Origin of the sequence: Pseudolysinimonas sp. (assembly GCF_044239695.1) — a bacterium.
Lineage (GTDB): Bacteria > Actinomycetota > Actinomycetes > Actinomycetales > Microbacteriaceae > Pseudolysinimonas_A.
In genome coordinates this window covers 1-5,870 of record NZ_JBIIAW010000138.1, presented here as the reverse complement: position 1 = coordinate 5,870, position 5,870 = coordinate 1, and the positions used below count along the sequence as shown (strand labels likewise).

9 protein-coding genes are annotated in these 5,870 nt (G+C 71.0%); 5 read left to right on the top strand and 4 right to left on the bottom strand.

Annotation, left to right across the window (positions count from 1 at the left end; genetic code table 11):
- The 4 genes from ACILQS_RS15000 to ACILQS_RS14985 all read right to left on the bottom strand — a co-directional run.
- Window positions 1-219: hypothetical protein (locus tag ACILQS_RS15000; RefSeq protein WP_395640928.1), on the bottom strand; the 219-nt coding region annotated here is incomplete at its 3' end.
- A gap of 5 nt (window positions 220-224) precedes the next feature.
- Complete coding sequence (locus ACILQS_RS14995) at window positions 225-839, bottom strand: copper resistance protein CopC (RefSeq protein ID WP_395640927.1); 615 nt, start codon at window positions 837-839, stop codon at window positions 225-227.
- Window position 840: 1 nt separating this feature from the next.
- Entirely contained in the window at window positions 841-1,530 is a 690-nt protein-coding gene (locus ACILQS_RS14990) for a YcnI family protein (protein WP_395640926.1), read from the bottom strand.
- Window positions 1,531-1,614: 84 nt separating this feature from the next.
- The gene (locus tag ACILQS_RS14985) at window positions 1,615-2,193 is read right to left on the bottom strand and encodes a hypothetical protein (RefSeq protein ID WP_395640925.1); all 579 of its coding nucleotides are present in this window, start codon (window positions 2,191-2,193) and stop codon (window positions 1,615-1,617) included.
- Window positions 2,194-2,319: 126 nt separating this feature from the next.
- Here ACILQS_RS14985 and clpX point away from each other — a divergent pair, with 126 nt between their 5' ends.
- The 5 genes from clpX to ACILQS_RS14960 all read left to right on the top strand — a co-directional run.
- Window positions 2,320-3,597: an ATP-dependent Clp protease ATP-binding subunit ClpX gene (gene clpX / locus ACILQS_RS14980; RefSeq protein WP_395640924.1), complete on the top strand. Its 1,278-nt coding sequence runs from the start codon at window positions 2,320-2,322 to the stop codon at window positions 3,595-3,597.
- 13 nt (window positions 3,598-3,610) lie between these two features.
- Window positions 3,611-4,438, top strand: coding sequence for a DUF1028 domain-containing protein (locus ACILQS_RS14975; RefSeq protein WP_395640923.1), 828 nt, complete (start codon window positions 3,611-3,613; stop codon window positions 4,436-4,438).
- Window positions 4,439-4,483: 45 nt separating this feature from the next.
- Complete coding sequence (locus ACILQS_RS14970; protein ID WP_395640922.1) at window positions 4,484-4,690, top strand: ribbon-helix-helix protein, CopG family; 207 nt, start codon at window positions 4,484-4,486, stop codon at window positions 4,688-4,690.
- Window positions 4,687-5,055 carry a type II toxin-antitoxin system death-on-curing family toxin gene (locus tag ACILQS_RS14965; RefSeq protein WP_395640921.1) on the top strand — a complete coding sequence of 123 codons (369 nt, stop codon included), beginning with the start codon at window positions 4,687-4,689 and terminating at the stop codon, window positions 5,053-5,055. Before ACILQS_RS14970 ends, ACILQS_RS14965 begins: the two co-directional genes overlap by 4 nt.
- A gap of 86 nt (window positions 5,056-5,141) precedes the next feature.
- Window positions 5,142-5,870 (top strand): ROK family protein (locus tag ACILQS_RS14960; protein WP_395640920.1); only part of this gene is annotated, 729 nt, incomplete at its 3' end.

Sequence of the window (5,870 nt, the reverse complement as noted above, 5' to 3'; positions counted from 1 at the left end):
GGGCAGAGCCCACGGCGACGGGTCCTGTGCGGGGGCCGTGCCGTCGTCCGACGGATCCGGGGTCTCGGAGACGACCGCGCCGACCGGAGCGGGTCCCGCCGTCGCGTCAGCGGGCGCCAGCGGAGAGATCGACAGGATGACGGCCGCGGCCAGCGCGACCGTCGCCGAGATCGCGATCCGGAGGGATCGCGCGAGTGCGGTCTCCGCCCGGTGCCTCACGCGACCTACTCTGCCGGATCCCGGGGTCGACGCGCTCCCGTGCGGCGTCCGATCAGCAGCGCGGCGACCGTCGCGACGGCGACCGCGCCGAATGCCCCGACGATCCACCACACGGTGGAGTCGCCGGCCGGCGCTGCGGACTCCGGCTCGGGATCCCCGGCCTCCGGTGCGTCGGACGGTGCGGCCTCCCCGCACTGCGGAGCGGTCGCCGATCCGACGGCGACCTCCGTGGACGGTTCGGCGGGCGCCCACTCGAACGGGATCTCGCCCGTCAGAGGATGCCCGTCGGCGGAGATGAACGAGTAGGCCAGGGTGTAGTCGCCCGGGGCTCCGATCGCGGGAACCGCCGTCATCCCCGGGCCGCTCACGTCGACGCAGCCGTCACCGTAGAACAGCCCGGCGGCGTCGCGCGTCCACAGTCCGAAGACCGCGTCGTTGCCGACATAGAGCAGTGTCTCGTTGGTCACCAGCTCCCAGGCCTCCGGCAGCGCGGTGACGACCTCGCCCTGGGCAGGGTTCGACGACACGACGTAGTTGTGCGCGGAGGCCGGAGCCGCGACGGCGAGCACGAGTGCTGCCGCCGCGGCCCCGGTGAGAGCCGCGCGCCAGGCGCGCGACATGTCAGGCCTTCGCGGAACGCCGGCTGAGCACCGCGATCACGACGCCGACGGCGCCGATCACGAGCCCGCCGATGCCGAAGACGCGCGCGAGCACGTCTTCGTTCGACGACGCCGCCTCGGCATGCTCGGTCTCGCCCTCCGCGGTCTCGTCGCCGTGAGCGTGGTCGTCACCAGTGGCCGCCGCCGTCAGCGTGATGGCCGGCACCTCGTCGCCGACCCAGTCGGTCGAACCTTCGGCGCAGACCTGGTAGGTCGGGAACTCGACCACGTCGCCGGCCTCACCCTCGGGGAGCTTGAGCGAGAGTTCGAACGCATCGCGGTAGCCGTCGGCCAGGCCGTCGCCGATCGCCGTGTAGACGACCGACGCGACGCGCTCCGTGATCTCGTTGCCGTGGGCATCCTCGAGCGGTTCGGCGAGCGTCTCGACGTTCTTCTCGACCGTCCAGTTCGGGTTGACCGTCGGGGTGACCGACGGGATCGACTCGGGCAGCTCGATCGTGACCTGCGTGGTCGGCGACGCCTCGCAGCCGTGCGGCACGCTGAACGTGACGACGGTGTACGAGCCGGCCGCGGTCGACGTCGCGCTCGCCGTGACGTGCGCGCTCGCCGCGAGGGCCGGGGTGAGGGCCAGCAGCGTTCCGGCGCCGAGCGCGAGCGCGACGGCACCGAAGGACTTGGTGGACTTCTTCATGGTGGATCTTCTGCTTTCTACGAATGTGAACCCGCCGGATCGGGAGGATCGCATGCGCCGAAGACCCGGGTTCCGGGGAACGGGTCAGGCGCCGAGCGCCACCGGCGGCCCGCGTCCGCGCAGGGTCGCGAGGATGACCTCCGCGACCGGGGGCTGGATCCAGGTGGGGGAGGGGAGGCGCGACACCCGGGGAGCGGCCGAGACGACCGGAACCCGGCGACCCACCTCGACGACCTCGTGAACGGTCTGCCGGATGAGGCCCCAGAGCGCGAGTTCCGCGCGCCGGAGGAAGACGAGGGTGGCGAGCAGAGCGACGGCGTGCGCGATCCACATCACCGGGTCGGTGCCGTGGTGGGCGACCGCGGGGTCGAGGAGGGCCGGAGTGCCGTGATGCCCGGTGCTCGTCGCGGTGCCGGGGGTGAGCCCCGAGAAGACGAGGTGGAACGCGAGCTGGGATCCGGCGACGACGACGGCCAGTCGCGGCAGCGAGGGACGGCGTCCGAGGCCGAAGGTGCCGAGGACGCCCGCGAAGACGAGGGCGGTGCCGAGGGCGACGGCGCTCGGGGCGCTGCCGTCGGCGAGACCGTGGGAGAGCGCGGCGATGCCGGTCGCGAAGGTCCCCGCGATCCAGCCGCGGGCGACCCGCGCCATCCTGCTCTGCACGGTTCAACGATAGGTGCTGACCGCCGAGGCGGCGCGCCGGGAGGGGTTCTGCACCGGCTGCGAGCCCCGGACGTACGTTCGGGTTAGGCTCGAACCCATTCCATTCGGAGGTCGGGGAGGAAAGCCATGGCGAGGATCGGCGAGAGCGCAGACCTGCTCAAGTGCTCCTTCTGCGGCAAGAGCCAGAAGCAGGTCCAGCAGCTGATCGCCGGACCGGGCGTCTACATCTGCGACGAGTGCGTCGAGCTCTGCAACGAGATCATCGAAGAGCGTCTCGCCGAGTCGGGCGACGAGGCCACGAGCGAGTTCGACCTGCCGAAGCCGAAGGAGATCTTCTCCTTCCTCGAGGAGTACGTCATCGGTCAGGAGCCGGCCAAGAAGGCCCTCTCCGTCGCCGTCTACAACCACTACAAGCGCATCCGCGCCCGCAACACCCTGACCTCGGCGGATGCCGTCATCGACGACATCGACATCCAGAAGTCGAACATCCTGCTGATCGGCCCCACCGGCTGCGGCAAGACCTACCTCGCCCAGACCCTCGCGAAGCGGCTCAACGTGCCGTTCGCGGTCGCCGACGCCACCGCGCTCACCGAGGCCGGGTACGTCGGGGAGGATGTCGAGAACATCCTGCTGAAGCTCATCCAGGCCGCCGACTACGACGTGAAGCGCGCCGAGACGGGCATCATCTACATCGACGAGGTCGACAAGATCGCCCGCAAGGCCGAGAACCCGTCGATCACGCGCGACGTGTCGGGCGAGGGCGTGCAGCAGGCGCTGCTGAAGATCCTCGAAGGCACCACGGCCTCCGTTCCTCCGCAGGGCGGCCGCAAGCACCCGCACCAGGAGTTCATCCAGATCGACACGACGAACGTGCTGTTCATCGTGGCCGGCGCCTTCGCGGGGCTGGAAGACATCATCTCGGCGCGAGTCGGCAAGCGGGGGATCGGCTTCGGCGCCCCGTTGCACAGCAAGCGCGACGAGTCGGAGCTGTTCAGCGAGGTGCTTCCGGAAGACCTCCACAAGTTCGGCCTCATCCCGGAGTTCATCGGCCGCCTGCCCGTCGTGACGACGGTGTCGCCGCTCGACCAGGACGCGCTCATGCAGATCCTCACCGAGCCGAAGAACGCGCTCGTGCGCCAGTACCAGCGCATGTTCGAGATCGACGGCGTCGAGCTCGAGTTCGAGAAGGATGCCCTCGAAGCGATCGCCGACCTCGCGAAACTGCGCCAGACCGGCGCTCGCGGGCTGCGCGCGATCCTCGAAGAGGTGCTCGGCCCGATCATGTTCGACGTGCCCTCCGACGACGACGTCGCCCGGGTCGTCGTGACGAAGGCTGCGGTGCTCGAGAACGCCGCGCCGACGATCGTGCCGCGCTCCGAGCCGCGTCGCGAGAAGTCCGCCTGACCCTGCCGGTCGGATGACCTTCTCGATCGTCGCCCGCTCGGCCGACGGCACCTCGTGGGGTGTCGCCGTCGCGTCGAAGTTCCTCGCGGTGGGGTCGGCCGTTCCCGCCGCGGCGGCCGGGGTCGGGGCGATCGCCACCCAGTCGTTCGCGAACACCGCCTACAAGCCGCAGGGCCTCGCCGCCCTCGCGCAGGGGCTGAGTGCGGCCGCGACCCTCGAGCGGCTCCTCGCCGACGATGCGGACCGCGAGCACCGGCAGGTCGGCATCGTCGACGCCGACGGCGGCTCGGCGACCTTCACCGGCTCGGGATGCTACGGCTGGGCCGGCGGGACCGCGCGCGACGGGTACGCCATCCAGGGCAACATCCTCACCGGCCCCGAGGTCGTCGCCGCGATGGAGCAGGCGTGGGGCTCCTCCGACGAGGCGGCCCCTCTCGACGTGCGGTTGCTCGCGGCGCTCGCCGCCGGGGATGCCGCGGGCGGCGATTCGCGCGGGCGCCAGTCGGCCGCGGTGTACGTCGTGCGTCGTGGCGCCGGGTACGGCGGGTTCGACGACGTCGCGGCGGACCTGCGGGTCGACGACCACCCGCGGCCGGTGGAGGAACTGCTGCGGCTGCGCGACCTGCACGAGCTGTATCTCACGGCGTCGACCGAGGCGGAGCGGGTGCCGGTGACCCCCGACCTGCGGGCGGAGCTCGACGCCCGGGCTGCCGACCTGGGGCGCGCCGACTTCGCCGCCTGGGTGGGGGCGGAGAACTACGAGATGCGGGTCGCCGACGATCTCACCTGGATCGACGTGCGGGTGCTCGCGATCATCCGCGCCGCGGCTCTGACGGAATAGATCCACGTCTCGATCGAGGTGGTACCGAAATGGTACTATGGCGACATGGCCATCACCGTGCGGATTCCCGAAGAGCTCGACGCGCGACTCGAGGCGGTCGCGGCCGAGCAGCACGTCTCGAAGCACGCCCTGCTGCTCCAGGGGGCGTCGTGGATCGTGGAGCGCCACTCCCGCCGAGCCGAGGTCGACGCCGGCCTCGACTTCGTGCTGAGTCATGACGCCGAGCTGTTGACGCGGCTCGAAGACGCGTGACCGCCTATCTCGAGCTGGATGACGCACTCCACGTCGTCCAGCGCCTGGGCTTCCATGTCCGCGACGCGGGCCTGCTGTCCTCGGCGCTGGCGCGACCCGCGACGACCGTCTGGGGCGACGAGGCCTACCCGCGCCTCGAGACGAAGGCGGCTGCGCTCCTCGAGTCGCTCGCCCGCAACCATCCGCTGATCGACGGCAACAAGCGGCTCGCCTGGACGCTCACCGTGCTGTTCTGCTGGATCAACGGATTCGCTCACGACTTCGGCACCGATGATGCGTTCGACCTCGTGCTCGGCGTCGCCCAGGGCTCGATCGAGATCGACGATGCCGCGGCCCGCATCCGGTCCCCTCTCGTCGCGCGCTGAGGGGTCGCCGCCGCACGTTTGACATCCACTTCGTTCTTTGGTTTATTTACTCCTGAAGTAAGTGCCCCGACGAACGAGAGTGATCGATGGCGATCCGCCCCTCCGGCCGTGCCGACGTGAATCGTTCGGCCGTGCTCGCCCACCTCGGCGCGCAGGGTCCGGCGTCCCGCGCGGATCTGGCCCGTGTGCTCGGCCTCTCGCCCGCGTCGCTGACGCAGTTGACGAAAGACCTCCTCGCCGACGGGCTCATCGTCGAACTCGAGCACTCGCCGTCGCAGGGCGGCCGTCCGGCGCGCATGCTCGGGCTCGCCGCGAGCGCCGGTCGCGCCGTCGGGGTGAAGGTCGTCGACGATCACGTCGCGTTCGTCGAGGTCGGCATCGACGGTGTCGTGCTGCGCTCCGCGAGCGAACCGTTCGACGCCTCGGCCTCGACCTTCCTCGCCGACCTCGTGGGCCTGCTCGGCCGCTTCATCGCGGGCGGCGGCCCCACCCGGCTGCTCGGCGTGGGCGTCGGCGTCCCCGGCTCGGTCGACCGCCAGGGCAACGGACTCGTCGACTCGACGCCGCTCGGCTGGAACCAGGTGCCGCTCGGCGCCACCCTCCGCCGCGACCTCGGCCTGCCCGTCATCGTCGAGAACAACGTCAACGCACTCGCGATGGCCGAACGCCTCTACGGCGTCGGCCGTCGCCACTCCAGCTTCCTCGTCGTCACGATCGGTACCGGTGTGGGCGCCGGCTTCGTGGTCGACGGGGTCGTACTCCGCGGCTCGACGGGGGGTGCCGGCGAGATCGGCCACACCCCCGTCGTCAAGGAC